Source organism: Salisediminibacterium beveridgei, from assembly GCF_001721685.1.
GTDB classification, from domain to species: Bacteria; Bacillota; Bacilli; order Bacillales; family Salisediminibacteriaceae; genus Salisediminibacterium; species Salisediminibacterium beveridgei.
Genome location: NZ_CP012502.1, coordinates 2,991,948 through 3,016,541, shown reverse-complemented (window position 1 = coordinate 3,016,541; position 24,594 = coordinate 2,991,948). Strand labels below are relative to the sequence as shown.

Annotated in this window: 20 protein-coding genes, 9 tRNA genes and 3 rRNA genes; 31 read left to right on the top strand and 1 reads right to left on the bottom strand. The window is 48.8% G+C overall.

Going from position 1 to position 24,594, the window contains the following annotated elements:
- Window positions 1-52 precede the first annotated feature (52 nt).
- From rocF to BBEV_RS14140, 4 genes are all read left to right on the top strand, one after another.
- Window positions 53-958, top strand: coding sequence for an arginase (gene rocF / locus BBEV_RS14155; protein ID WP_069366052.1), 906 nt, complete (start codon window positions 53-55; stop codon window positions 956-958).
- Between the two features lie 237 nt (window positions 959-1,195).
- On the top strand, window positions 1,196-2,257 hold the full coding sequence (locus tag BBEV_RS14150) for an ABC transporter ATP-binding protein (RefSeq protein WP_069366051.1): 1,062 nt from the start codon (window positions 1,196-1,198) through the stop codon (window positions 2,255-2,257).
- 263 nt (window positions 2,258-2,520) lie between these two features.
- Window positions 2,521-3,603 (top strand): extracellular solute-binding protein, encoded by a 1,083-nt coding sequence (locus BBEV_RS14145; RefSeq protein ID WP_069366050.1) that lies wholly within the window; start codon window positions 2,521-2,523, stop codon window positions 3,601-3,603.
- 30 nt (window positions 3,604-3,633) lie between these two features.
- Window positions 3,634-5,316: an ABC transporter permease gene (locus BBEV_RS14140; protein ID WP_069366049.1), complete on the top strand. Its 1,683-nt coding sequence runs from the start codon at window positions 3,634-3,636 to the stop codon at window positions 5,314-5,316.
- A 192-nt stretch (window positions 5,317-5,508) separates the two neighbouring features.
- Here the strand turns inward: BBEV_RS14140 and BBEV_RS14135 are convergent, their stop codons facing one another.
- Window positions 5,509-6,273 (bottom strand): rhomboid family intramembrane serine protease, encoded by a 765-nt coding sequence (locus BBEV_RS14135; RefSeq protein ID WP_069366048.1) that lies wholly within the window; start codon window positions 6,271-6,273, stop codon window positions 5,509-5,511.
- A 108-nt stretch (window positions 6,274-6,381) separates the two neighbouring features.
- On the opposite strand from BBEV_RS14135, the gene acpS reads away from it, so the two are divergent.
- The 27 genes from acpS to rrf all read left to right on the top strand — a co-directional run bounded on the left by acpS (window position 6,382) and on the right by rrf (window position 24,453).
- Window positions 6,382-6,753: a holo-ACP synthase gene (acpS, locus tag BBEV_RS14130; RefSeq protein WP_069366047.1), complete on the top strand. Its 372-nt coding sequence runs from the start codon at window positions 6,382-6,384 to the stop codon at window positions 6,751-6,753.
- Between the two features lie 32 nt (window positions 6,754-6,785).
- Window positions 6,786-8,348 (top strand): bifunctional ADP-dependent NAD(P)H-hydrate dehydratase/NAD(P)H-hydrate epimerase, encoded by a 1,563-nt coding sequence (locus tag BBEV_RS14125; protein WP_069366046.1) that lies wholly within the window; start codon window positions 6,786-6,788, stop codon window positions 8,346-8,348.
- 62 nt (window positions 8,349-8,410) lie between these two features.
- Window positions 8,411-9,583, top strand: a complete 1,173-nt coding sequence (alr, locus tag BBEV_RS14120; RefSeq protein WP_069366766.1) for an alanine racemase — start codon at window positions 8,411-8,413, stop codon at window positions 9,581-9,583.
- A 129-nt stretch (window positions 9,584-9,712) separates the two neighbouring features.
- On the top strand, window positions 9,713-9,991 hold the full coding sequence (locus tag BBEV_RS14115) for an antitoxin (protein ID WP_069366045.1): 279 nt from the start codon (window positions 9,713-9,715) through the stop codon (window positions 9,989-9,991).
- Between the two features lie 3 nt (window positions 9,992-9,994).
- Window positions 9,995-10,345 carry a type II toxin-antitoxin system PemK/MazF family toxin gene (locus tag BBEV_RS14110; RefSeq protein ID WP_069366044.1) on the top strand — a complete coding sequence of 117 codons (351 nt, stop codon included), beginning with the start codon at window positions 9,995-9,997 and terminating at the stop codon, window positions 10,343-10,345.
- A gap of 145 nt (window positions 10,346-10,490) precedes the next feature.
- Entirely contained in the window at window positions 10,491-11,351 is an 861-nt protein-coding gene (locus tag BBEV_RS14105) for an RsbT co-antagonist protein RsbRA (RefSeq protein ID WP_069366043.1), read from the top strand.
- Entirely contained in the window at window positions 11,332-11,688 is a 357-nt protein-coding gene (locus BBEV_RS14100; RefSeq protein ID WP_069366042.1) for an STAS domain-containing protein, read from the top strand. Before BBEV_RS14105 ends, BBEV_RS14100 begins: the two co-directional genes overlap by 20 nt.
- A 4-nt stretch (window positions 11,689-11,692) precedes the next feature.
- Window positions 11,693-12,094, top strand: a complete 402-nt coding sequence (locus BBEV_RS14095) for an anti-sigma regulatory factor (RefSeq protein ID WP_069366041.1) — start codon at window positions 11,693-11,695, stop codon at window positions 12,092-12,094.
- Window positions 12,095-12,122: 28 nt separating this feature from the next.
- Window positions 12,123-13,136, top strand: a complete 1,014-nt coding sequence (locus tag BBEV_RS14090) for a PP2C family protein-serine/threonine phosphatase (RefSeq protein WP_069366040.1) — start codon at window positions 12,123-12,125, stop codon at window positions 13,134-13,136.
- 64 nt (window positions 13,137-13,200) lie between these two features.
- Complete coding sequence (locus BBEV_RS14085; RefSeq protein ID WP_069366039.1) at window positions 13,201-13,530, top strand: STAS domain-containing protein; 330 nt, start codon at window positions 13,201-13,203, stop codon at window positions 13,528-13,530.
- A gap of 1 nt (window position 13,531) precedes the next feature.
- The gene (rsbW, locus tag BBEV_RS14080; RefSeq protein ID WP_069366038.1) at window positions 13,532-14,032 is read left to right on the top strand and encodes an anti-sigma B factor RsbW; all 501 of its coding nucleotides are present in this window, start codon (window positions 13,532-13,534) and stop codon (window positions 14,030-14,032) included.
- A gap of 34 nt (window positions 14,033-14,066) precedes the next feature.
- A complete protein-coding gene (gene sigB / locus BBEV_RS14075; protein ID WP_069366765.1) occupies window positions 14,067-14,801 on the top strand; it encodes an RNA polymerase sigma factor SigB in 735 nt (244 codons plus the stop codon).
- On the top strand, window positions 14,801-15,418 hold the full coding sequence (locus BBEV_RS14070) for a PP2C family serine/threonine-protein phosphatase (RefSeq protein ID WP_069366037.1): 618 nt from the start codon (window positions 14,801-14,803) through the stop codon (window positions 15,416-15,418). The genes sigB and BBEV_RS14070 overlap by 1 nt, the downstream gene beginning before the upstream one ends.
- Before the next feature lie 165 nt (window positions 15,419-15,583).
- Complete coding sequence (locus BBEV_RS14065) at window positions 15,584-17,758, top strand: Tex family protein (protein WP_069366036.1); 2,175 nt, start codon at window positions 15,584-15,586, stop codon at window positions 17,756-17,758.
- 108 nt (window positions 17,759-17,866) lie between these two features.
- Window positions 17,867-18,349, top strand: a complete 483-nt coding sequence (locus tag BBEV_RS14060; protein ID WP_069366035.1) for a SprT family protein — start codon at window positions 17,867-17,869, stop codon at window positions 18,347-18,349.
- A gap of 119 nt (window positions 18,350-18,468) precedes the next feature.
- Window positions 18,469-18,543: transfer RNA gene (locus BBEV_RS14055), tRNA-Asn, on the top strand.
- Between the two features lie 3 nt (window positions 18,544-18,546).
- A tRNA-Ser gene (locus tag BBEV_RS14050) sits at window positions 18,547-18,637 on the top strand.
- A gap of 6 nt (window positions 18,638-18,643) precedes the next feature.
- A tRNA-Glu gene (locus BBEV_RS14045) sits at window positions 18,644-18,718 on the top strand.
- 26 nt (window positions 18,719-18,744) lie between these two features.
- Window positions 18,745-18,820, top strand: a tRNA-Val gene (locus BBEV_RS14040).
- A gap of 26 nt (window positions 18,821-18,846) precedes the next feature.
- Window positions 18,847-18,922: transfer RNA gene (locus BBEV_RS14035), tRNA-Asp, on the top strand.
- Window positions 18,923-18,929: 7 nt separating this feature from the next.
- Window positions 18,930-19,014: transfer RNA gene (locus tag BBEV_RS14030), tRNA-Leu, on the top strand.
- A 23-nt stretch (window positions 19,015-19,037) separates the two neighbouring features.
- Window positions 19,038-19,123: transfer RNA gene (locus BBEV_RS14025), tRNA-Leu, on the top strand.
- A gap of 21 nt (window positions 19,124-19,144) precedes the next feature.
- A tRNA-Pro gene (locus BBEV_RS14020) sits at window positions 19,145-19,221 on the top strand.
- A 15-nt stretch (window positions 19,222-19,236) separates the two neighbouring features.
- Window positions 19,237-19,310: transfer RNA gene (locus tag BBEV_RS14015), tRNA-Gly, on the top strand.
- 171 nt (window positions 19,311-19,481) lie between these two features.
- A 16S ribosomal RNA gene (locus tag BBEV_RS14010) occupies window positions 19,482-21,047 on the top strand.
- Between the two features lie 258 nt (window positions 21,048-21,305).
- Window positions 21,306-24,239 (top strand): 23S ribosomal RNA (locus BBEV_RS14005).
- Window positions 24,240-24,336: 97 nt separating this feature from the next.
- A 5S ribosomal RNA gene (gene rrf / locus BBEV_RS14000) occupies window positions 24,337-24,453 on the top strand.
- Together the 16S, 23S and 5S rRNA genes with 9 tRNA genes alongside form the textbook arrangement of a ribosomal RNA operon.
- Window positions 24,454-24,594: the final 141 nt, after the last annotated feature.

Sequence of the window (24,594 nt, the reverse complement as noted above, 5' to 3'; positions counted from 1 at the left end):
TGTGAACAGGAATCAATATTGATAAATAAACTAACCGGCTGGAGTGATGTACATGAAGAAAAATTTATCTGTTATCGGTGTTCCAATGGACCTTGGGCAAAATCGCCGTGGAGTCGATATGGGCCCGAGTGCCATGCGTTATGCAGGTGTTATTGAACGGCTGACAAACCAGGGCTACGACGTGGAAGACCTTGGAGATGTCAGTATTCAAAATCCCGTTGCTAAAGATGTAAAGAATGATGCGAATCTGAAAGATCTGGATGTCGTGGTGAATGCGAATAAGGCGTTAGCTAAAAAAGTGAAAGAAGCAACTGCAAAAGAGCGATTCCCGTTGGTCCTCGGAGGTGATCACAGCATAGCGATCGGCTCCCTCGCTGGAGTGGCGGATCAATATCAGAATATGGGTGTGATCTGGTATGATGCACACGGGGATCTGAATACCGGAGAAACTTCACCCTCCGGCAATATTCACGGGATGCCGCTCGCGGTCAGTCTGGGGATCGGTCACCCATCCCTGACGGAAATCGGTGGTTTTGCACCGAAAATCAAGCCTGAAAATATAGTCATTATTGGTGCCCGCTCCCTTGATGAAGGTGAGAAAGAACTCATTGCTGAGAAAGGAATTAAAGTCTTCACGATGCATGAAGTGGATCGCTTTGGCATGTCAAACGTGATGTCACAAGCCCTTGACTACCTCAAAGAAATAAAGACTGATGGTGTTCATCTGAGCCTGGATCTGGATGCACTGGACCCTCAGGATGCTCCGGGTGTGGGGACGCCGGTTCTTGGTGGGACATCTTACCGCGAAACGCATCTTGCGATGGAAATGCTCGCTGATGCAGACGTTTTAACGTCTGCGGAATTTGTAGAAGTCAATCCGATTCTCGATGTAAAAAACCGGACTGCGGAGGCAGCTGTGGGGCTGATCGGTTCCTTGTTCGGAGAAAAATTATTGTAAGGACATCTTTTGAAAGCCTCTGCCAAGCATATGGCAGAGGCTTTTTATACATAGAACGATAAAAAGTTGTTCATTTTGTGACAACCCCTTGTAGAACGTTGACCCTGCAAATAGCGCGTGCTATAATTCAATCAGAATGAAAATCATTCTCAATGACAATTCGAAAAAAAGTTGAAATAAAGTGGGTATGAAACTGTTTGTTCAGAAGATACGAGAACTAACGGGAGGGGAAGTCCAATGAGTTTTATCAGCATGGAAAATATCACAAAACGATTTTCAAAAGCCGGAGGTCCGGCGGTGAATGGGTTGGATCTTTCGATTAATAAAGGCGAAATCATAACGCTCCTTGGCCCGAGTGGCTGTGGGAAGACGACAACACTGCGCATGATTGCAGGCTTTGAACATCCGTCTGGCGGGCGAATTACGATTGATGGTGTGAGCGTTTTCAATGATTCCCATTCAATTCCACCGGAAAAGCGGGGAATTGGGATGGTCTTTCAGGATTACGCATTGTTTCCGCATATGACAATCATCAAGAATGTCATGTTCGGTTTAAATAAGTGGAGCAGCCGCGAGAAGAAAAAGCGTGCCCAGGAAGTCCTGGAACTGGTTGGACTCGAAGATTATGCGGACCGTTATCCGACACAACTTTCCGGAGGTCAGCAGCAGCGGGTGGCACTGGCGCGTGCACTGGCGCCAAAACCGCACGTCGTACTGATGGATGAACCGTTCAGTAATCTTGACGCAGGTCTTCGTGAAAAGATGCGCTATGATGTGACTAATATCCTTCGAAGAGCAGAAACAACTGCGATTATGGTTACGCACGACCAGAAAGATGCCTTTGCCGTGTCTGACCGGGTTGTTGTGATGAAGGACGGTATTGTTCAGCAGATTGCTGAACCGAAAGAAATGTACCGTTGCCCCAAAAACTGCTTTGTCGCTGAATTTGTTGGAAAAACCAATTTGCTTAAAGGAAAACTCGATGCGGATGGGCAACACTTTCACACGAATATCGGCAAGGTCATGCTCCCGCAACAGTTTAACCGTCACAGCCTCGATGAGGTGAAGTTATCGATTCGTCCTGAAGGCTGCCGCCTTTCTGATGAAGGTGCTTATTGCGGTGCCGTTGAGCGGGTGACCTATGGTGGCGAATACCAGGAACTTCACGTGCGTCTGCATAATGAACCGGATCTCCGGAAAGATCCGATGCTGATTTATGCACCGGTGGAACAGGATGTGGAAGTCGGGACAACTGTCTCCTTCGACATTAAATCTGAACTGGTCGCGCTTGTCGAGTAATAATGACTGACCCGAAGATAGTTGAATAGCCTTTTGCGTACCGAATCTGCCCGTTCCAAGTGAGCGGGCTTTCTCTACGGGGTTTCATGAATCGATAAAGAGTATTTGATTATAATTATTATAAATAATCACCGGATTGTCAATAGTTTTTCATGAAAAAGTGTTGTTTATTTTTGAACAGTGATGTAGAGTTAAAGTTGTAATTGATAATGATAATCAATATCAATTACAAAAATAATCATACATCCAAGGAGGATTTCAACATGAAAAAGGGGTATTTAGTCAGTGCGTTACTCATTCCGGGGTTATTGCTTGCAGCTTGCGGTGAGAACAACGGGAATGAGAATGCTGGAGGAAATGAAAATCCCGGTAACGATGAAAATGTGGAAGCCGGTGGGGAACTTGTAGTATACTCAGCACGTAACGAAACATTTGTACAGGATCTGCTGGATAAATTTGAAGACGAAACTGGTATTGAAGTCCTCGCATTGCATAGTGCAGAACCACTTCAGATCCAGGAAGAAGCAGGCAATGTGCAGGCAGATGTCTTCATCTCAAATGACCTCGGTGGCCTGGAATACTTAAATCAGGAAGGCCTTCTGGTAGGCGGAGATTATGACAATGTGGACAGCATTGCAGAAGAATACCGTGCCGAAAACAACGAGTGGATTGCTCTTTCATCCCGTGCCAGAGGGTTTATCTATAATAAAGATATGATTGACGAAGCGGATGTGCCGCAGTCCATGGAGGACCTGTTTGATCCATCCTTTGCCGATGTTGAGAACGGTTATGCCATTACAAGAGGTGGAAACGGTGGTATGATTGGTAACGTATCGGCGCTTCGTTACGAGTGGGGCGATGACCGGACCCAGGAATGGATTGAAGCCATTCAGGAAAATGCATCAGGCATCATGCAAGGCCATGGTGATATCCGGCGTGCAGTCGGTGCTGGCGAGCATTCATTCGGTCTTGTGAATAATTACTACTTTCACCAGCAGCTTGAAGAACCGGACAACAACAACGTAGGCTTTATTTACCCGGATCAGGAAGACGGGCAGATGGGTGCCATCACAAATGCAGCAGGCCTCGGTAATGTTGCCGATGGGCCGAACAGTGATAACGCAGAGTACTTTATCAACTGGCTTCTCGAAGAAGAAAACCAGCTGGCCTTCGTCGGTGAATCCCTTGAGGTACCGATTAACCCGGATCTCGAACCCCCATTTGAAGATGCTGTTCCGATCGCAGAACTGACACTGCAGGACATGCCGCTTGCTGAACTGGGGAATTACTTCCAGGATACCCGCAGTCTCATTGAAGATGCAGGCCTGGATCTCGAATTAAGGTAAACGCCAAATCCACATACAGGAGAGGGCAATATGACGAATCGACGCGACGGACATCATCAGGAAAAAACGAATACAGAAGATGGAAAGGTTGAGGATCGCAGATCCTCAACCCTTCTGCGCGTTATGAACCGCTGGTGGATGGATATCTGGAAAGGGAATCCACCAGGACCGGTCCTGCTTATAATCGGTGTCATCACGGCGATTCTGATGTCCGTGCCGATTCTATACGTGATCTGGCGGGCGATGTTTGCCGGGTTAGACAGCTGGCAACGGCTGTTGGGTGACCGGATTCCGGGTCTGATTTGGGATACACTGTCATTGATGGTTGCCGTTACAGTCGCAGCCATTATCATCGGCGTCAGCCTGGCGTGGATTGTCGTACGTACCGATCTGCCGGGACGGAAGTGGTGGCAATGGCTGATGGCGCTGCCGCTGGTGATTCCTCCCTATGTTGGTGCAGTTACATACATCATCGTTTTCGGTCCAAGCGGATGGGCGAGGGACCTATGGGAAAGTTCTTTTTTGATGGCGTTAAGTGATTATCCGATAAACATTTATTCATTCTGGGGTGTATTCATGACGTTGACGCTGTTTACCTACCCTTATGTATTTCTGATTGCGGGTGCATCGCTTCGGAAAATGAACAAAAGCTTTGAAGAAGTGGCGCGTTCACAAGGGATGTCAACGTCACAGATCTTTTTCAAAGTGAATCTGCCACTGCTCAGACCTGCAATCGGTGCCGGGGCGATTCTCATTTCCCTCTACGTCCTGTCGGACTTTGGAGCGATTGCGATGCTTCGCTACGTGACGTTTACGGCAGCGATCTATTATCAACGGGCAGGTTTTGACATCCCGGCAGCATCGGTGCTGAGTCTCGTATTGATTGTGATTACGGTGATTATTCTATGGATAGAGTCCTATACACGGAGAAAGAATAAATATTACCAGACAACCAACTCTTACAAAGCACCGGACATTCTCCCGCTGGGTAGATGGAAACCGGTTGCAGTATTTTATGTCGGCCTTGTGTTCACAGTTGCCGTTATTTTGCCGATTTCTGTACTGATTTACTGGACGGCAATCGGCGCCGGGGCAGGTGCCATTGATAACCGCTTCTTCGGCTTTGCCTGGAACAGTATCCGGGTATCGGGTCTGGCGGCAATCATCTCCATGCTCTTGGCAACACCGATTATTTATTTGAAATCCCGACATCCATCGGTCATTTCAAGCACCATTGATAAACTGAGTTATGGTGGCTATGCGCTTCCTGGTGTGATTGTTGCTTTGGGACTGGTGTTTATTTTTAACAACCATATTCCAATGCTCTACAATACCTTTTATATGATTGCCATCGCTTTTGTGGTCCGCTTTTTGCCTCAGGCGATGCAGGCAGGAGATGCTTCACTGAGCCTTGTCTCTCCGCGGATGGATGAGGCGGCGCGCAGTCTCGGGTATCCGGCGTGGAAGGTGATGTTCAAGGTCGTCTTGCCGACGATCATGCCCGGTGTACTCGCAGGTGGGGCACTGGTATTTGTCAGCTCCATTAAAGAGCTGCCGGCGACACTGATGCTTCGGCCTCCGGGCTTTGACACCCTTGCTGTCAGGGTCTACTATGAAGCATCCGAGGCCATCTATCATCAGGCAGCACCAGGAGCGCTTTTGATCGTCCTTGTGTCCATCATTCCTCTTCACTATCTTTTGAAGAAATATTAATGTAGTAAACCTTATGCGGGGGTCCTTTTCGGGGATCTCTGCATATTTACGGTTGACGCAAAAAACAACCGGTCAGTGATCAACCGGTTGTTTCAAATTGCAGTTCGTTGGAATGGTTACGTGTGTGAAAAGGATGAAGAATCATTAAACCAGGGCTTTTGCCACCAAGCCAGGTTGACTTCAAGCAGGGTTTTAGAAAAAGAGTGTATCCACAAGCCAGAAGAAGGCGATCATCGTAAGGAAAATACCACCGACATAAAACCAGATGAGCTGCTTCATCCGCCGTTTTTTCTCCCAGCGCTTTGGGTCGAATGCGATCTCATCCGGATCATGAATGGTTTGCGATCCCAGCTCATTTGACCAGGCCGTAACGCGTTTCAGGAACAGTGGTGCGAGAGCGGCGCCGGAAATCAGACCGACGATATGCGCCAATACGTTGATTCCGGGGTTTACAAAGGTCATGATCACACCGATAATTATAATTGTCGTAATCATCTGAGAACTGACTTGATTCATGAGATCTTTTCTCATCGCGACGATGTATGCATAGATGCCAAAAAGGCCAAATACGGCGCCGGAAGCCCCTACGTGGCGATAGCTGAAATCTTGGAGGAAAAATGTGACGATGTTGGCGATCACGGCGGTTGCGAGATAAACGGTGACAAAACGGGTTACTCCAAGTTTCGCTTCCAGCCACGGACCGAATAAAAACAGTGAAAACGAGTTAAAAGCAACATGCATCAGGCCTGCGTGTAAAAAAACAGGGGTTACGAGACGCCAGTATTCCCCGTAGGCAATGGGCAGGTTCCACCCGATACCGAGCATGTAAATTTCATTTCCCCCGAGAAAAGTGAACCACCCGGTCCAGATATAGAAAAACAGATTCATTGCAATCAATACAGTAACTGCCTTATACGTTGTAATGTATTCTGTGAAGCTTTCATTACGAAGAAACATAACCATCAACCTTTCAAATAAAATCCAGCAAAACAACTGATCAACCTAAATCATACCACAACGAAAAAGGACTCGACCATTGATTCGATGTCCGGAAGGGATTACTAAATGATTATCGGAATTGGACTTGATATTGTGGAAATCGAACGGGTCGGAAAACTGCTTGAAAGGCAGCCGCGGTTTCATCAACGGGTGCTGACTGATCGGGAACAAGAAAAAATGGCGACACTGCCGACTGCAAAGCGGCGGCTGGAATACCTGGCAGGACGATATGCAGTGAAAGAAGCGTTTGCGAAAGCCAAGGGGAGCGGCATCGGTAAAGCATTATCCTTTCAGGATATCGAAACCAGGAACCTCTCCGGTGGCCAACCGACGATAACGAGCCGGATGCTGGGTGATGACGAAGCTGCTTTTGCCAGTATCACACACTCTGCTCAAGTGGCAGCTGCCCAGGTCATCATTGAGAAGGTCGGCAGGTAAGAGAACGAAAGACATACTGGAGGGAACTGCCAATGCAAATTGTATCCGGAACGGAGATGCGTACCATTGATGACATGACAATCAATCAGTATGGTTTTGAAGAATTTGCCCTCATGGAAAGTGCAGGCCGTGCTTTTACAGAGGCACTTTGCCAACGGATCACAAGGCAGGACCGGATCCTTGTTTTCATTGGCGGTGGGAATAACGGTGGTGATGCAGTCATCTGCGCCAGGCATTTACTGGAGCGCGGGTACGACGTGATTCCGCTACTGGTGGTGGAAGACACACACTTCAAAGGTGCAGCGAAGAAACACCTCGAGTTGTTTCGCGATTTCGGGCATGAAGTGTTGCATCTGTCGTCGTTGCAAGTTGAAAAATCAAAAACAATTGTGGATCAGACAGATGTGATTGTGGACGGCATGCTTGGAACGGGTGTGAAAGGAGCTGTTCGGGAACCGGTCGCAACGATGGTTTCACTCGTAAATCAGGCGAAAGCTTGCGTTTTCTCGCTTGATATTCCAAGCGGGATGCCCGCAGATGAAGCAGCACCTGAAGGGTTCGGTGTCAAAGCCGATATGACAATCACACTCTCTAATCCGAAAGAAACGTTTTATTTGCCGAAATACAGGCTTTATACAGGCAAAATCATCACAGTGGACATCGGTATACCGGCCAAAGCGCAACAAACCATTACGCCTGGGAAGTTTTTGATCACTCCCGAATCTGTCAGAAACAATCTTCCTGTCAGAGGTCCGGATTTTCATAAAGGGAAAGCCGGGCGCGGGCTGTTGATTGCAGGCAGTCAAGTGATGCCGGGCGCTGCAGCGCTCTCCGGAGAAGCGGCGCTGAGATCAGGGGCAGGTCTTTTGACACTGGGGATTCAAGCAGGTGTGACGCTGCCTTTGCCCGGTGCTTGCCGGGAGTATATGTATCGGTTGCTGCAAGTGGATGACGGTAAGCTTGAATGTATACCGCTGCAAGGATACGATGCGGTGGCAGTGGGGCCGGGGTTGGGCCGGGACCATGCCATTCAGTGGGAAAAACAATTCAATGGCTACGCAGGGACGGTGGTTGTTGATGCAGATGGACTGCATCAACTGAAGGGTCATATAACGAAGTTTCCTTTACAGACAAAGGGGCCGGTGGTCTTAACGCCTCATCCTGGGGAAATGGCCATGCTCCTTGACTGTTCTAAGGAAGAAGTGGAAGGGCACCGCTTCGAAAAAGCGAGGGAACTGGCTGCAATGGGTTACTACGTTGTTTTGAAAGGAAAAAACACCATCATCGCAAATCCGGACGGATCGTTGTGGGTAAATACCTCCGGTTCACCGGCGCTTTCTAAAGGAGGAACCGGAGATGTCTTGACAGGGATGATCCTCGGTATGATCCTGCAGGGTATAGGACTTGTTCATGCGCTGAAAGCTGCGGTGTATATCCACGGCGCCTGCGGAGAACGGACCGAACATGTTCAAGAAGCGATGGCAGTCACTGCCGGGGATGTGATCAATGAAATCGGCCCGGTTATCCGCCACCTGAAGCTGATGCCGGGACCATTGCCGGTTGACATTGAATGGGAAACGGTGATAATAGAATGAAAGAAATGAAGTTATCCGATGGACGGATGAGTGAATCAATTGGACAGATGGAGGACAATTTAATGGATGTTACACACCCTTTTTACCGGGATACCTGGGCAGAAATCAATTTAAATGCTATACACGATAATGTATGGGCAATCAATCGCTCTTTACCGGAAGAAACCGAAATGATGGCAGTGGTCAAGGCGAATGCCTATGGACATGGAGCGGTTGATGTAGCGAGGGAAGCCCTGGCTGCAGGGGCCACGTATCTCGGTGTGGCAATTCTTGATGAAGCGATCGCTCTTCGGAAAGCAGGCGTGGACGCCAAAATTCTCGTACTTGGATACATCCGGGCCGAGGACATTTTAATTGCATCCGAGCTGAATATTGCTGTCACTGTCTTTCAATTGGACTGGTTGAAGCAGGCGGCTTCGATTCTCGAAGCGGCAGGGAAAGACATTGTCTGTCATGTGAAGCTGGATTCGGGAATGGGGCGGATCGGGCTTCGCAAGGAAGCGGAAATACGCGAGCTCGCCCATGCACTGAAAACGATGGATGAGTTTGATGTGGAAGGCCTCTATACGCATATGGCCACAGCGGACGAGTTGAGCAGCGACTATTATGCCGTTCAGAAAGAACGATTCATTACGATGATCAGCTGGTTCGAGGAAACACTGGAACGAACCGTGGGGATCCGCCACTGCGCGAACAGCGCCTCGGCCCTTCGGTTTCACGAGGAGATCTGTAATCTGGTCAGGGTAGGCATCTCCATGTATGGCATGCCGCCTTCTGTTGAGATGACCCCCGTGATGCCGGTCAAGTTAACTCAGGCAATGTCGCTGCACAGCCGCATTACCCATGTGAAACAGATGGAACCGGGTGAAGGAATCAGCTATGGGATGAGTTATAAGACGAAGGGGAATGAATGGATCGCGACGATTCCTATTGGGTATGCTGATGGCTGGATCAGGGCGCATCAGTCAGGAGATGTTCTGGTAAACGGGAAGCGGGCTAAGATCGTTGGCCGCATCTGTATGGATCAGATGATGGTTCTATTGGAGGAACCCGTTGAACCGGGCACGGTTGCTACGTTGATCGGTGAAAATCAAGGCGGATTTATCTCAATGGATGAAGTGGCCGGCCGGATCGGAACGATCAGCTATGAGATCCCTTGTACGCTGAGTTACCGGGTGCCCAGAGCGGTGCGTAAAGATGGCCGGTTATTATATGTGCATAATGATATTTTCTAACCTGGTCGCCTTGTAATGCAAATGAAATGTGAGAAAATTTGAGAATTGCCTTTTCACCGCCAGTTATCAATGCTATGATGATAAATGAATCCACAAACTAAGGCGATCGAGCTTCCAGGAGGTGTTCTTGTGTCAACAGATTACACGAATCAAATCAGCATTAATCTGCCACAAAATCTCATTCAAGAAATTGATGCATTAACCGAAGGGGAAGGATGTAATCGGGACGAACTGATCCACCGTGAACTGGTAAGATTCGTTCAGTTACAGCGCAACAAGCAGATCCGCGAAGAGATGCAGCGAGGGTATAAGGAAATGGCAAAAATCAACCTGAACATTGCAACGGAATCCTTTCTGGTTGAAGAGGAGGCCGAGAACGCGCTGGACCGTCTGGTCAGCGGGGTGTAGCTCTTGATGGTAAAGCGAGGCGATGTCTATTTCGCCGATTTGTCACCGGTTGTCGGCTCCGAACAGGGAGGCGTGAGACCGGTGCTTATTATTCAAAATGATATTGGGAACCGGTTCAGCCCGACAGTAATTGTCGCTGCGATTACTGCACAGATTCAAAAAGCCAAACTTCCCACTCACGTGGAAATCAATGCAAAGAAATACAGGTTTGATCGTGATTCGGTTATCTTACTGGAACAAATCCGCACGATTGACAAGCAGAGGCTCACGGACAAAATTACGCAGCTTGATCAGGATATGATGGAAAAAGTAGATGATGCACTCCGGGTCAGCATTGGCCTGATTGAACTATAGCCGCTATTGATATCAGCTAAACATCAGCAGATTGCCATCTTGGCAGTCTGTTTTTTCTATGTCTGCTACGGTTCGATTGATTTTCCGGGAAAAGAATGGAATAATAAAGATATTACAATGCACGGTACAATTGGGGGAAGAGTGAATGAATGTATACGCGAAAGATAAGATATTGGAAAATCGGGACACCATCGTGGAAAAATGGCTTGAGGAAATCGAGACGTTCCGGATGGATGATTCACTTCAAAACATATCAGATATGATGTATGCAAATACGAATAAAGAATTTGTAACGAATCTTTTCGAAGCGATTGAAAAAGGTGATGCTGACGTGGACCGGCCTCTTGGTGATTTTGCTGAAAGGCTGATTCATTTAGGGTGGCCATTACATTATTTAACCCGGGGATTGCAGGAGTTTCGTAAGGTGACCGTTGAAACCTTATCGCAACTGGATTCGGATTATTGCCAGAGCCTGGAGTTTTTCCAGGAGATCGAGAACTGGATTGATAATATGGTCAACATACTTGTTAATCAGTATTCCGGGTCATGGGAGAATACGGTGTTTCTTCAGAAGATGGCGCTGAAAGAATTATCTGCTCCATTGATTCCTGTCTTTGATAACATCAGTGTCATGCCACTGATTGGGACAATTGATACGGAACGAGCGAGGCAGATTATGGAAAACCTCCTCGATGGTGTGATTGAGCACCGTTCACAGGTTGTTCTGATTGATATTACAGGTGTACCGGTAGTGGATACGATGGTGGCTCACCATATCATTCAGGCATCCGAAGCGGTGAGACTTGTCGGTGCCAAGTGTATTCTTGTGGGTATCCGTCCTGAAATCGCTCAGACCATAGTGAACCTGGGAATTGATCTTGGGAAATTCCCGACGAAAAGCACATTGAAAAAAGGTATCGAAGCAGCCCTTGAGCTGACCCAACGGGAAATTGTTGAATTTGATGTACATAAAGGAGGAGAAACGATTGCGGATTCCAATACTTAAACTGCACGATTACCTGCTGATTTCAGTGCAGGTTGAACTGGATGATCAGACTGCCCTTCAATTCCAGGAAGATGTGCTTGAAAAGATTCATCTGGAAGGTTCTCGCGGCGTTGTGATCGATTTGACCTCCGTTGATATGATCGACTCCTTTATTGCGAAAGTTCTTGGGGATGTTGTGGACATGTCCAATCTGATGGGAGCCAAAGTCGTGTTGACCGGAATTCAGCCGGCCGTGGCGATTACACTGATCGATATGGGCATTGTTCTGGACGACGTGCCGACAGCTCTTGACCTTGAACAGGGGTTGGAGAGACTCCAACTGGAACTGGAGGGCTGAGACAATGGCAGAAGAGACGAACGTGGACATTCACAGCGAGTGGGGCATTGTTGCAGCCCGTCAAGCAGGAAGGACGATGGCTCGGGAGATCGGTTTTGGCTCTGTGGACCAGGCGAGGATCACTACGGCCATTTCAGAATTGGCGAGAAACATTTATTTGTATGCTGAAACAGGAAAAATCAGTATATTGGAGGCGCAAGGTCCAAATAAAAAAGGCATCCGGATTGTAGCCATTGACCAAGGCCCTGGTATACCGGACCTTCGCAGAGTGATGGAAGACGGGTTCACTACTTCAGGCGGCTTAGGTGCAGGCCTTCCGGGCGTGAAACGGCTGATGGATGAATTCGATATCAATTCACAAGTAGGTGAAGGGACAACCATCACCGCAATCAAGTGGCTCAGATAGATAAAGATAAAACAGGGGGTGGACCTGATTGAACGATACCAAGTATTCGCTGTATCAGATGTACAAGGAAATGCTGACAAGCTATCTTAAAAATAAAAATGAACAGGCCCTGTACCATGCACAACAATTCAGTAAAGAAATGATGGAGAAAGACATGTCCCCGGAGGAGACGGTTAGTCTCCATCTTTCTGTTTTTCAGGAGCTTGCATCCGATTTGCCGGAAGACGTGGTGGATTCCTTTGATTTGCTTCTTGAAGTGATGGTCGGGTATGGACTGGCTTACCGGGAACACCAGAGCCTCAGGGATCGGCAGCGGGAACTGGATTCCGAATTAAATGTGGCAGCCAGAATGCAACAGTCACTCCTCCCCGACAAAAAAGTCGGCCCGGAATCCATCGACCTTGGCGTGATCAGTGTACCTGCAGGAAAAATGAGCGGCGATTATTATCATTACATGTCAGATGATCAGGATAATGTAGCGATTGCAGTTGCTGATGTGATTGGTAAAGGTGTTCCAGCTGCCATGTCCATGTCCATGATTAAATATGCCATGGACACGTTGACAGAACAGTCCCTCAGACCCCGTTCGATCCTTGAAAACCTGAACAGAGTGGTCGAACGTAACATTGAATCAGACATGTTTATCACGATGATGTACGGGTTTTATGACACCAACATTCACCGTTTCTCAATGGCGAGTGCGGGGCATGAACCAGGCTTTCTATACCGCGCAGATTCAGATGAGTTCGAGGATCTTGAAGCGAAAGGCCTGGTTCTTGGAGTGTCGCCGAAAGTGAACTACGAAGAAATCATTCATGAAATCCAGGTGGACGATTTTATTGTTTTACTGTCAGATGGTGTGACGGAATGCCGCATTGACGGAGAATTTATACAACGCCAGCAGCTGGTGGAAATGATCCGTGAGAAGAAAAATATGGAGGCGCAAGCCATTGTGGATTCTATATATCATGAGCTCGAACGAGCGCAGGGTTTTCAACTTCGAGATGATTTCACCTTGTTGATTCTTAAACGGAAGGTTTAACCAGATGGACGAAGTGGTATTTGTACTAAATGGATAGTATTGATTGACGGGAGGTAACAACAGCATGAACTTATCAGTGAGCGTAAAAGAAGGAGAAAACAGTAACATTGCGTATGTTTCCGGAGAGGTTGATGTGTATACGGCATCGAAACTCAAAGAGGCATTAAACCCATTGGCAGAACAGGAAAATAAAGATTTATTCGTTGATTTATCGGATGTGGAATACATTGATTCCACAGGTCTGGGTATTTTTATCGGTACCTTGAAGATCACCGAGAAATCCGGCAGCCGTTTGAAGCTGAAAGGGCTGAACGATCGGGTGAAGCGTCTGTTTGAAATCACGGGATTGAATGAAGTAATCGAAATTGACGGATCGAAAAGGGAGGAAGCCTGAAATGTCCAAAGTGGCAGATTGCATTGAAATGAGTGTGCCCGCGAAAGCAGAATATGTTGGTGTGGTCCGTTTGACTGCCTCAGGAGTTGCCAATCGTCTGGGGTATTCTTACGATGATATTGAAGATATTAAGCTTGCAGTTGCGGAAGCCTGTAATAATGTTGTCAATCATGCGTATTCTCAAGACGGGACGACAGAAGGTCGCAACGACATTCACCTGGAGTTTACTGTATATGATGATCGGGTTCAGCTGATTGTAGCTGATCGCGGTGGTGCGGTTGACCTTGATTTTCTGAAAAAGAAGCGTGGGCCATTGAATGCATCCCAAGCGATCGAAGATTTAAAAGAAGGGGGGCTCGGCCTTTTCCTGATTGAAACATTAATGGATGAAGTAGATATTCAGGGTAACGAAGGTGTAGTAATCGTGATGACGAAGTTCCTTAAGAGAGTAGAGGTGGAACCCGGTGACGATAGAACCTCACAAGAAATCCCAAAGCAGTAAGAAGAAAGAAGAAGATAAAGAGCGCCAACTGAAAATGATTGCTGAGTTCCAAGAGACCGGGGATGAGGAACTGCAGACACAGCTGGTGCTGGAGTATGAAAACCTCGTTCATGCACTGGCGAGGAAATTCTCCCGTGGTCAGCGCCACGATGAAGATCTCGTACAGGTTGGCATGATAGGACTGTTGGCAGCATTCAGACGTTTTGACTCTTCTTTCGGGAGAAGCTTCGAGTCTTTTGCGGTTCCAACCATTGTCGGCGAGATTAAACGGTTTATTCGGGACAAGACCTGGAGTGTACATGTGCCGAGGCGCATTAAAGAATTGGGTCCGAAAATCAAGAATGCCGTGGAAGCTTTAACGACAGAATTGCAGCGTAGCCCGCAGGTCGAAGAGATTGCGGAATACCTTGATGTCAGTGAAGAAGAAATTCTCGAAACAATGGAGATGGGCAAGAGTTATCAGGCTCTTTCCGTTGACCGTTCCATTGAAGCGGATGACGAAGGCAGTGCGGTGACGCTTCTTGACCTGGTCGGTTCAGAGGAGACGGGTTACGAACAGACAGATCAGCAGCTCTTACTGGAGAAGGCTTTTCAGGTGCTGACGGATCGTGAAAAGCAAATTTTGCAACTTACTTATTTTGAAAATCTGAGTCAAAAGGAAACTGGAGAACAGTTGGGAATCTCACAAATGCATGTATCCAGATTGCAAAGACGGGCGCTTCAAAAGTTGAAAGATTCCATCCGTATTGAAGCAACGGAGGCCTTTTAATGATTGAACATCAGATGATGGATGAAATGGATGTCAGCGTGTATCAGAGTACAAAAAAAGGAAACTGGTGCTCAGGAGATGCTGTCTTTGTTATACGTACTGGCTCATACATCCTCGTTGCTGTCACCGATGGACTTGGCAGCGGCGAGGATGCGCAGAAAGCATCCGAATCCGTGATGGCGATTATACGCAACAATCATGATCTCCCGCTTGGATCGTTGCTGGATCGATGTAACACGGCTGTATGGGGAACAAGAGGTGTAGTCCTCTCTATTCTGAAGTTTGATTTCCCTTCCCGGCATGTTGAGTATATCAACGTCGGGAATATATCCTGTACATTTTATTATCCAAATGGGAAAATGTATCGCCCGGTACCGTCCAGAGGGTATCTTTCGGGACGAAAGCACCTTTCAAAACCTGCAATGGTGCCCTTTGAAAAGGGTATGAATTTCATCGTCCATTCTGATGGCCTTGCGTTCCAGCCTGCGTATCATGCATTATTTAACCAGTCTCTCCCGGCTAAAGACATGCTGGAAATGCTGGTGGAGCTGAAAGTCGACACGAATGATGACGTTGCGATTGTGCTGGGTCATGTCAATCTGGATCCAACTGCGTAACCCCTCTCGGCCATGGTGGCTTGAGGGGTTTTTCTATGTCTGAATACAGCAGAGTGGTTTGGCGGGTTTCATCGTGTGTCGAAAATCGCTATACTATAAGAGGAATCATGGATGAGAGCGTCGTAGACATTGGACTGCTCATCGAAAAGAGGAGATGAAGTGAACATGGAATGGACTGAACCATTGAATACGATTTTGGATGATGTCATAAAGTTGGTCAACCTGCGTAAAGACCAAGTGAAAAAAGTGATTGAACTGAGCGAAGACAGTAATACGGTTCCTTTTATCGCGCGGTATCGTAAGGAGATGACCGGGGGACTTGATGAAGAGCAGATCCGTCATGTGCTCGACAGCTGGGGTTACGCCAATCAATTGGCTGATCGAAAAGCGGAGGTTGTTCGCCTGATTGCAGAGCAGGAAAAACTGACTCCGGAGCTTGAACAAAAGATTACTTCCGCCGTCAAGCTCCAACAGGTGGAAGATCTGTACCGTCCGTACAAGCAAAAACGCAGAACCAGGGCAACGGTGGCCAAGGAAAAAGGCCTCGAGCCCTTAGCGCGGTGGATCATGTCTTATCCGGGGGAAGGGATTCCGGAACAGGAAGCAGAGAACTATATCAACGAAGAGTCGGAGGTGTTAACTGCAGAAGATGCCATCCAGGGTGCGCTTGATATTGTGAGTGAAACCTTGGCTGATGACCCGGATATTCGGCAGCACGTCAGAGACATGACGTTTAAGGATGGCGCCATGATCTCAAGTGTCAAACCGAAGGCCGAAGATGAAAAAGGCGTATTTGAAATGTACTATGACTATCAGGAACCGGTGAAATCACTGGCGCATCACCGTGTACTGGCGATGAATCGGGGCGAAAGTGAAAATGTCCTGAAAGTGAAAATCAAAGCTCCGGAAGATCGTATTCTCGGGTGGATGACCCGCCATATTCTGAAAGGGAAGTCTACGGTTGTTACTGACCTGATGGAACGATCGATCGAGGACAGTTACAGCAGATTGATCGAACCTGCAGTAGAACGTGAAATACGACGGGAAGTATCCGAGAAAGCTGAAGAACAGGCGATTCACATCTTCGGAGAAAACCTGAGGAGTCTGCTTCTTCAGCCACCTTTAAAAGACCGTGTCATTCTCGGGATGGACCCGGCATACCGGACAGGTTGTAAACTGGCTGTGATTGATGCGACCGGGAAATTACTCGAAGTAGCGGTCATTTACCCGGTTAAACCTTGGGGGAAAGTAACGGAATCGCGAAAGAAAGTACAGGAATTAATTGAACGTCACGGGATTGATTTGATTGCTATCGGCAATGGTACGGCTTCAAGGGAAACGGAGCAGTTCACCGCAGACCTTCTGCGGGAATCAGGGCTGGATGTGCCGTTTCTCATTGTTAATGAAGCAGGTGCCAGTGTGTACTCTGCTTCGAAGCTCGCGAAAGAAGAATTCCCGGATCTGCAGGTAGAAGAGCGAAGCGCAGCTTCCATTTCCAGGAGAGTTCAGGATCCTTTAGCCGAGCTTGTGAAGATTGATCCGAAATCTGTTGGCGTCGGACAATACCAGCATGACGTTACACAATCCAGGTTAAATGAGAGTTTGTCTTTCGTTGTGGAAACGGTGGTCAACCGGGTAGGTGTTAATGTGAATACTGCATCTTCTTCACTTCTGGTTCATGTATCCGGACTCAGTAAAGCAGTGGCGAATAACATCGTCAACATGCGTGATGAACAGGGAAAATTCACCTCAAGGACCCAGTTGAAAAAAGTACCGCGACTCGGTGCGAAAACGTATGAGCAAAGTATCGGATTTATGAGGATACCTGATGGGAAAGAGGTGCTCGATCAAACAGGGATCCACCCTGAAAGTTATCCTGTTGCCAAGAAATTGATGAAAGATTATAATATAACCTCTGATGGTCTGGGAACAGACGAAGTTCGCGATCTGGTTCATTCGTTATCTGTAGAGGAGCTGGCCGGGGCATACGAAACGGGTGTGCCGACTATTCGGGATATCCTTCAGGCTCTGGCTGAGCCTGGCCGGGATCCCCGGGATGAACTGTCAAAACCGATTTTGAAAACGGATGTCCTGAAGATGGAAGACTTGTCTAAAGGAATGGAGTTGGAAGGAACCGTTCGTAATGTGGTTGACTTCGGTGCGTTTGTTGATATCGGGGTGAAGCAGGACGGATTGGTTCACATCTCCAAATTACGTAAGGGATTTGTGAAGAATCCGATGGATGTTGTTAACGTCGGGGATGTCGTCACCATCTGGGTGGAAGATGTGGATGTCCAGAAAGGTCGCATTGCTCTGACGATGATCAAAAGTGATTCTTGATTTCGACCGAAAACCCGTTCATTCGTGTACGGGTTTTCTTTTTTGTAAATATCTTTTACACTGTTATACAGATACATATCGACAGGCCGTCCCAGGAGGTGGACATTTGTGACGAACGATGAATTGCAGTTGCGTACAGAACATTTATCGGAGCGTTTTTTTAACAGACCGTTCAAACACAACATCAGATTTAATGCCCGCTTGAGGACGACAGGGGGACGCTATCTGTTGAAGAGTCATAATATCGAGATCAACCCGAAGCAACTGGCGCATTTTGGGGAAGATGCGCTTGATGGGATCATCAAGCATGAATTATGTCACTATCATTTGCATCTTGAAGGCAAAGGTTATCAGCATCGTGATCAAGACTTTAAACAGTGGATTGAAGAATCAGGAGCCACCCGATACTGCCAGCTCGTTCCCGGTACGCGCAACAGATCTGAAAAACTGCATATCTACCGCTGTAAAGATTGTAATCAAAAGTATGAACGCAGGAGGCGGATGGACGTCAGTCGCTATGTCTGCGGGAAGTGCAAAGGAAAGTTAAAATTAATTGAAACTTTCTATATGGAAACCATTGACGGTGAATAACCGATATGATATCTTTAAAAAGTCGCCAATAAAGAGCGAATTACTTTCCTGAAAAAACAGTTGACTTGGACTTTCCAGGTTGGTACAATGGAAGTCGTCGCTGAATGAATAGTTACTGTTCCACAGTAGCTCAGTGGTAGAGCAATCGGCTGTTAACCGATCGGTCGTAGGTTCGAATCCTACCTGTGGAGCCATATGGAGAAGTACCCAAGTGGCTGAAGGGGCTCCCCTGCTAAGGGAGTAGGTCGTTTGCGCGGCGCGAGGGTTCGAATCCCTCCTTCTCCGCCATCATCCGGCCCGTTGGTCAAGTGGTTAAGACACCGCCCTTTCACGGCGGTAACACGGGTTCGAATCCCGTACGGGTCACCATACTTATTTTTACCCAAGTACGAATTGGAGGATTAGCTCAGTTGGGAGAGCATCTGCCTTACAAGCAGGGGGTCGGCGGTTCGAGCCCGTCATCCTCCACCACCGAATTTCATAACAATGCTTTACAAGGTCCCGTGGTGTAGCGGTTAACATGCCTGCCTGTCACGCAGGAGATCGCCGGTTCGATCCCGGTCGGGACCGCCATTTATTTGCGGGTGTGGCGGAATTGGCAGACGCGCTAGACTTAGGATCTAGTGTCTTATGACGTGGAGGTTCGAGTCCTCTCACCCGCACCATACTTTAATGAAGTGTTCTATCTGCGGTCGTGGCGGAATGGCAGACGCGCTAGGTTGAGGGCCTAGTGGGGGCAACCCCGTGGAGGTTCGACTCCTCTCGACCGCACCATCTTTATGCTGTTAATTGAAACGGGAAGTAGCTCAGCTTGGTAGAGCACTTGGTTTGGGACCAAGGGGTCGCAGGTTCGAATCCTGTCTTCCCGACCATCTTGATTTATATTTGCGGGTGTAGTTTAGTGGTAAAACCTCAGCCTTCCAAGCTGATGTCGTGGGTTCGATTCCCATCACCCGCTCCATGATTTTTGACCTTTGAAAACTAAACAAAAAACCAAGCAAAAGAAGTGGGATATATGAATAAGATATCCCGTCAATGAAAATCCAATGTGTCATCAACATTGGTATGATGCTAGCGCATCAAACTTCAGATGAACGCGGAAGAAAATGCCTGAGGCATTGGACGCCACACTTTATCGGAGAGTTTGATCCTGGCTCAGGACGAACGCTGGCGGCATGCCTAATACATGCAAGTCGAGCGCAGGAAGCTAACAGAAGCCTTCGGGTGGACGTCAGTGGAATGAGCGGCGGACGGGTGAGTAACACGTGGGCAACCTGCCCTGCAGACCGGGACAACCTCGTGAAAACGAGGCTAATACCGGATGACCGTAAGTATCGCATGGTACCTACGTAAAAGAGGGGATTCGTCCTCTCACTGCAGGATGGGCCCGCGGCGCATTAGCTTGTTGGTGAGGTAAGGGCTCACCAAGGCGACGATGCGTAGCCGACCTGAGAGGGTGATCGGCCACACTGGGACTGAGACACGGCCCAGACTCCTACGGGAGGCAGCAGTAGGGAATCATCCGCAATGGGCGAAAGCCTGACGGTGCAATGCCGCGTGAACGATGAAGGTTCTCGGATCGTAAAGTTCTGTTATGAGGGAAGAACAAGTGCCGTTTGAATAAGGCGGCACCTTGACGGTACCTCACGAGAAAGCCCCGGCTAACTACGTGCCAGCAGCCGCGGTAATACGTAGGGGGCAAGCGTTGTCCGGAATTATTGGGCGTAAAGCGCGCGCAGGCGGTCTCTTAAGTCTGATGTGAAAGCCCACGGCTCAACCGTGGAGGGTCATTGGAAACTGGGGGACTTGAGTGTAAGAGAGGAAAGTGGAATTCCACGTGTAGCGGTGAAATGCGTAGATATGTGGAGGAACACCAGTGGCGAAGGCGACTTTCTGGCTTACAACTGACGCTGAGGCGCGAAAGCGTGGGGAGCAAACAGGATTAGATACCCTGGTAGTCCACGCCGTAAACGATGAGTGCTAGGTGTTAGGGGTTTCGATACCCTTAGTGCCGAAGTTAACACATTAAGCACTCCGCCTGGGGAGTACGGCCGCAAGGCTGAAACTCAAAGGAATTGACGGGGCCCGCACAAGCAGTGGAGCATGTGGTTTAATTCGAAGCAACGCGAAGAACCTTACCAGGTCTTGACATCCTCTGAACATCCAGGAGACTGGGTTTTCCCCTTCGGGGGACAGAGTGACAGGTGGTGCATGGTTGTCGTCAGCTCGTGTCGTGAGATGTTGGGTTAAGTCCCGCAACGAGCGCAACCCCTGATCTTAGTTGCCAGCATTCAGTTGGGCACTCTAAGGTGACTGCCGGTGATAAACCGGAGGAAGGTGGGGATGACGTCAAATCATCATGCCCCTTATGACCTGGGCTACACACGTGCTACAATGGATGGTACAATGGGTCGCGAAGCCGCGAGGTGAAGCCAATCCCATAAAGCCATTCTCAGTTCGGATTGCAGGCTGCAACTCGCCTGCATGAAGCCGGAATTGCTAGTAATCGCGGATCAGCATGCCGCGGTGAATACGTTCCCGGGCCTTGTACACACCGCCCGTCACACCACGAGAGTTTGTAACACCCGAAGTCGGTGAGGTAACCTTAGGGAGCCAGCCGCCGAAGGTGGGACAGATGATTGGGGTGAAGTCGTAACAAGGTATCCGTACCGGAAGGTGCGGATGGATCACCTCCTTTCTAAGGAGACTTGCTGTAAACCTCCGGTTTTCAGATAAGCTCAACCTTTTTACTTTTGCCTCTGGTTTTTGTTTAGTTTTGAAGGGTTAATCCTCTTCAGTGACCTTTGAAAACTGAATAACGAAATGACGAAACATCATGAATCACCGGTGAATCATCTATTATGAATCCTATTCAAATAGAGAGGAACCGAGTGTCTTGAATTCAAACGTTAAGGTTAAAACGACGCCAAAGAAAGCCTGTGGGAACACAGGAAATGGTTAAGCAAGAAAGGGCGCACGGTGGATACCTTGGCACTAGGAGCCGATGAAGGACGGGACGAACACCGATATGCTTCGGGGAGCTGTAAGTAAGCGTTGATCCGGAGATTTCCGAATGGGGGAACCCACCATCCGTAATGGGATGGGAGCCATACCTGAATCCATAGGGTAATGGCAGGCAGACCCGGGGAACTGAAACATCTTAGTACCCGGAGGAAGAGAAAGCAAAAGCGATTTCCTGAGTAGCGGCGAGCGAAACGGAAACAGCCCAAACCGAAAGGCTTGCCTTTCGGGGTTGTAGGACACTCCATTGGAGTTACAAAGAGAGAGCGTAGGTGAAGCGACCTGGAAAGGTCCGCGGGACAAGGTAAAAGCCCTGTAGCCGAAACGTTCCCTCCTCCGGAGTGGATCCTGAGTACGGCGGGTCACGTGAAACCCCGTCGGAATCCGGGAGGACCATCTCCCAAGGCTAAATACTTCCTAGTGACCGATAGTGAACCAGTACCGTGAGGGAAAGGTGAAAAGCACCCCGGAAGGGGAGTGAAACAGATCTTGAAACCGTGTGCCTACAAGTAGTTGGAGCCCGTTAATGGGTGACAGCGTGCCTTTTGTAGAATGAACCGGCGAGTTGTGATTACGTGCAAGGTTAAGCTGAAGAGGCGGAGCCGCAGCGAAAGCGAGTCTGAACAGGGCGAATAAGTACGTGGTTGCAGACCCGAAACCAGGTGATCTACCCATGTCCAGGGTGAAGTTCAGGTAACACTGAATGGAGGCCCGAACCCACGCACGTTGAAAAGTGCGGGGATGAGGTGTGGGTAGGGGTGAAATGCCAATCGAACCTGGAGATAGCTGGTTCTCCCCGAAATAGCTTTAGGGCTAGCCTCGAGGGAAGAGTATTGGAGGTAGAGCACTGATTGGACTAGGGGTCCCTACAGGATTACCGAATTCAGTCAAACTCCGAATGCCAAATACTTATCCTCGGGAGTCAGACTGCGAGTGCTAAGATCCGTAGTCAAGAGGGAAACAGCCCAGACCATCAGCTAAGGTCCCCAAGTATACGTTAAGTGGAAAAGGATGTGGAGTTGCTTAGACAACCAGGATGTTGGCTTAGAAGCAGCCATCATTGAAAGAGTGCGTAATAGCTCACTGGTCGAGTGACTCTGCGCCGAAAATGTACCGGGGCTAAACGTATCACCGAAGCTATGGCTGAACACCTTCGGGTGTTCGGGGTAGGGGAGCGTTCTAAGGGCGTAGAAGCATGACCGCAAGGACATGTGGAGCGCTTAGAAGTGAGAATGCCGGTATGAGTAGCGAAAAGAGGGGTGAGAATCCCCTCCGTCGAAAGCCTAAGGTTTCCTGAGGAAGGCTCGTCCGCTCAGGGTTAGTCGGGTCCTAAGCCGAGGCTGAAAAGCGTAGGCGATGGCAAACAGGTTGATATTCCTGTACCACCACGTTTCCATTTGAGCAATGGGGGGACGCAGGAAGATAGGGTAAGCGCACCGCTGGACGTGTGCGTCGAAGCAGTGAGGCTGGTTATGAGGCAAATCCCGTAACCGTAAGGTTGAGCTGTGATCGCGAGTGAATTAAGTAGCGAAGTTCCTGATTCTACACTGCCAAGAAAAGCCTCTAGCGAGGAAACAGGTGCCCGTACCGCAAACCGACACAGGTAGGCGGGATGAGAATTCTAAGACGCGCGGGAGAACTCTCGTTAAGGAACTCGGCAAAATGACTCCGTAACTTCGGGAGAAGGAGTGCTCCCCAGGGTGAACAGCCTGGGGGAGCCGCAGTGAATAGGCCCAAACGACTGTTTATCAAAAACACAGGTCTCTGCGAAGCCGCAAGGCGAAGTATAGGGGCTGACACCTGCCCGGTGCTGGAAGGTTAAGAGGAGGGGTTATCCTTTTGGAGAAGCTCTGAATTGAAGCCCCAGTAAACGGCGGCCGTAACTATAACGGTCCTAAGGTAGCGAAATTCCTTGTCGGGTAAGTTCCGACCCGCACGAAAGGTGCAACGATTTGGGCACTGTCTCAACGAGAGACCCGGTGAAATTATATTACCTGTGAAGATGCAGGTTACCCGCGACAGGACGGAAAGACCCCATGGAGCTTTACTGCAGCTTGATATTGGATTTTGGTACAGCTTGTACAGGATAGGTAGGAGCCTTGGAAACCGGAGCGCCAGCTTCGGTGGAGGCAATGGTGGGATACTACCCTTGCTGTACTGAAATTCTAACCTCGAACCGTGATCCGGTTCAGGGACAGTGTCTGGTAGGCAGTTTGACTGGGGCGGTCGCCTCCTAAAGAGTAACGGAGGCGCCCAAAGGTTCCCTCAGAATGGTTGGAAATCATTCGCAGAGTGCAAAGGCATAAGGGAGCTTGACTGCGAGACATACAGGTCGAGCAGGGACGAAAGTCGGGCTTAGTGATCCGGCGGCACCGTATGGAAGGGCCGTCGCTCAACGGATAAAAGCTACCCTGGGGATAACAGGCTAATCTCTCCCAAGAGTCCACATCGACGGGGAGGTTTGGCACCTCGATGTCGGCTCGTCGCATCCTGGGGCTGAAGTAGGTCCCAAGGGTTGGGCTGTTCGCCCATTAAAGCGGCACGCGAGCTGGGTTCAGAACGTCGTGAGACAGTTCGGTCCCTATCCGTCGCGGGCGCAGGAAATTTGAGAGGAGCTGTCCTTAGTACGAGAGGACCGGGATGGACACACCGCTGGTGTACCAGTTGTTCCGCCAGGAGCATCGCTGGGTAGCTACGTGTGGACGGGATAAGTGCTGAAAGCATCTAAGCATGAAGCCCCCCTCAAGATGAGATTTCCCATCACTTCGGTGAGTAAGATCCCTCAGAGACGATGAGGTAGATAGGTCACGTGTGGAAGCATAGCGATATGCGGAGCTGAGTGATACTAATCGATCGAGGGCTTAACCAACGTTAAGCGAAGTAAGTTAATGTACGAAGGAAAGACACGGATTCATGATCCCCGTCATACGCGTTATTCAGTTTTGAGTGGTCACACTCAACCATAGTCTGGTGGCGACAGCGAAGAGGTCACACCCGTTCCCATGCCGAACACGGAAGTTAAGCTCTTCAGCGCCGATGATAGTTGGGGGCTGTCCCCCTGTGAAAGTAGGACGCCGCCGGGCCAACAAAGAACCATTTTCCTTAACGGGAGAATGGTTTTTTTGTGTCTGCAGGTTTAACCGTAAGCTCGGCGGAATCATTATCAAAAGCAGAAGAACAAACCAGATTTTTAATATTTTAAAATAATTAAAATCCCGAAACAG

Excerpts from the sequence above, each read along its gene's own strand:
- rocF (WP_069366052.1), top strand. The coding sequence starts at position 53 with ATGAAGAAAAATTTATCTGTTATCGGTGTTCCAATGGACCTTGGGCAA.
- BBEV_RS14150 (WP_069366051.1), top strand. The coding sequence starts at position 1,196 with ATGAGTTTTATCAGCATGGAAAATATCACAAAACGATTTTCAAAAGCC.
- BBEV_RS14145 (WP_069366050.1), top strand. The coding sequence starts at position 2,521 with ATGAAAAAGGGGTATTTAGTCAGTGCGTTACTCATTCCGGGGTTATTG.
- BBEV_RS14140 (WP_069366049.1), top strand. The coding sequence starts at position 3,634 with ATGACGAATCGACGCGACGGACATCATCAGGAAAAAACGAATACAGAA.
- BBEV_RS14135 (WP_069366048.1), bottom strand. The coding sequence starts at position 6,273 with ATGTTTCTTCGTAATGAAAGCTTCACAGAATACATTACAACGTATAAG.
- acpS (WP_069366047.1), top strand. The coding sequence starts at position 6,382 with ATGATTATCGGAATTGGACTTGATATTGTGGAAATCGAACGGGTCGGA.
- BBEV_RS14125 (WP_069366046.1), top strand. The coding sequence starts at position 6,786 with ATGCAAATTGTATCCGGAACGGAGATGCGTACCATTGATGACATGACA.
- alr (WP_069366766.1), top strand. The coding sequence starts at position 8,411 with ATGGATGTTACACACCCTTTTTACCGGGATACCTGGGCAGAAATCAAT.
- BBEV_RS14105 (WP_069366043.1), top strand. The coding sequence starts at position 10,491 with ATGAATGTATACGCGAAAGATAAGATATTGGAAAATCGGGACACCATC.
- BBEV_RS14095 (WP_069366041.1), top strand. The coding sequence starts at position 11,693 with ATGGCAGAAGAGACGAACGTGGACATTCACAGCGAGTGGGGCATTGTT.
- BBEV_RS14085 (WP_069366039.1), top strand. The coding sequence starts at position 13,201 with ATGAACTTATCAGTGAGCGTAAAAGAAGGAGAAAACAGTAACATTGCG.
- rsbW (WP_069366038.1), top strand. The coding sequence starts at position 13,532 with ATGTCCAAAGTGGCAGATTGCATTGAAATGAGTGTGCCCGCGAAAGCA.
- sigB (WP_069366765.1), top strand. The coding sequence starts at position 14,067 with ATGATTGCTGAGTTCCAAGAGACCGGGGATGAGGAACTGCAGACACAG.
- BBEV_RS14070 (WP_069366037.1), top strand. The coding sequence starts at position 14,801 with ATGATTGAACATCAGATGATGGATGAAATGGATGTCAGCGTGTATCAG.
- BBEV_RS14065 (WP_069366036.1), top strand. The coding sequence starts at position 15,584 with ATGGAATGGACTGAACCATTGAATACGATTTTGGATGATGTCATAAAG.